The 1,253-nt window shown below is 67.1% G+C and carries 1 protein-coding gene; it reads left to right on the forward strand.

Translation table 11 applies throughout. The features are described from left to right. Positions 1–72: 72 nt before the first annotated feature. Entirely contained in the window at positions 73–1,242 is a 1,170-nt protein-coding gene (locus M3185_RS16910) for an IS630 family transposase (RefSeq protein WP_251334836.1), read from the forward strand. The last annotated feature ends 11 nt before the right edge of the window (positions 1,243–1,253 follow it).

Consider the following 1,253-nt stretch of genomic DNA (forward strand, 5'->3'; position numbering starts at 1 on the left):
CTAGTGCCGTGGCTGGGAACGTTTGCCGTGTAGGCGCAGACTGGGGTTGTCTTGTCTTCCCCGGAGGCTGCGATGTCCGAGCGTGTGCGTGTCCGAGAGATCTCCGATGAGGAGGGCAACCGGCTGCTGAGGCTGCTGCGTCGTACCGGCGGCTCAGTGGTGACCTGGCGACGGGCGCAGATGGTGCTGCTCTCGGCCCAGGGCATGGAGGCGGTGAAGATCGCCGAGGTGGCTTTCACCAGCCCGGACCGGGTGCGGGAGGTGATCCACAACTTCAACACCGACGGATTCGATGCCCTGTACCCGAAGTACGCCGGGGGTCGCCCGCCGAAGTTCACCGCCGCCGACCGGGCGCGCATCCGGGAGGTCGCCCTGTCCCGGCCAGCCGATCACGGGCTGCCGTTCTCCACCTGGAGCCTGTCCAAGCTGGCCGAGTTCCTGGTGGCCGAGGGGGTGGTCGAGGACATCTCCCACGAAGGGCTGCGCACGCTGCTGCACCAGGCGGGCGTGTCCTTTCAAGCGGTGAAGACGTTCAAGACCTCCACGGACCCCGACTACGAGGCGAAGAAGCACCGGGTGCTGCACCTCTATGATCTCGCCGACGGGCGCGTGGCCGCGGGCGAGCACAGCGGCGACGGGCTGGTGGATCCGGAGGTGGTGATCTGCCTGGACGAGTTCGGGCCCTTGAACCTCCAGCCCCGCCCGGGCAGGCAGTGGGCCCCGCGAGCTGTGGGCGCCGGCGACCAGGATCATCCGCGCCGCCGGCGACGCCGCGCGACCTACACCCGCCCGCATGGAGTGCGCCACCTGCTGGCGGCCTTCGACCTATCGAAGAACAAGATCTACGCCCATGTGAAGGTGCGCAAGACGCGCACCCAGTTCCTGGCGTTCTGCCGCTACCTGCGGACGCTGTACCCAATGCAGCAACGGATCGCGATCGTGTGCGACAACTTCTCACCGCACCTGTCCACGAAGACCGATCAGCGGGTCGGTGACTGGGCGGCGGCGAACAACGTCGAGCTGGCCTACACCCCGTTTTACGCCTCCTGGCTGAACCGGATTGAGGCCCAGTTCACCGCGCTGCGCTACTTCGCCCTCGACGGCACGGATCATCCCAGCCACCGCGAGCAGGCCTCGATGATCCGCCGCTACATCGCCTGGCGTAACCGCCACGCCCACGACCACCGCCTGGTCGAAGTTCTCGACAAAGCCGCCACCATCCACATCGCAAAAGCTGCCTGACACGGCACTAG

The sequence above is a fragment of the Kocuria rosea genome (assembly GCF_023715525.1).
Classification (GTDB): domain Bacteria; phylum Actinomycetota; class Actinomycetes; order Actinomycetales; family Micrococcaceae; genus Kocuria; species Kocuria rosea_A.

What these genes read in the sequence shown, in the direction of transcription:
- M3185_RS16910 (WP_251334836.1), top strand. Translation starts at nt 73, where the DNA reads ATGTCCGAGCGTGTGCGTGTCCGAGAGATCTCCGATGAGGAGGGCAAC.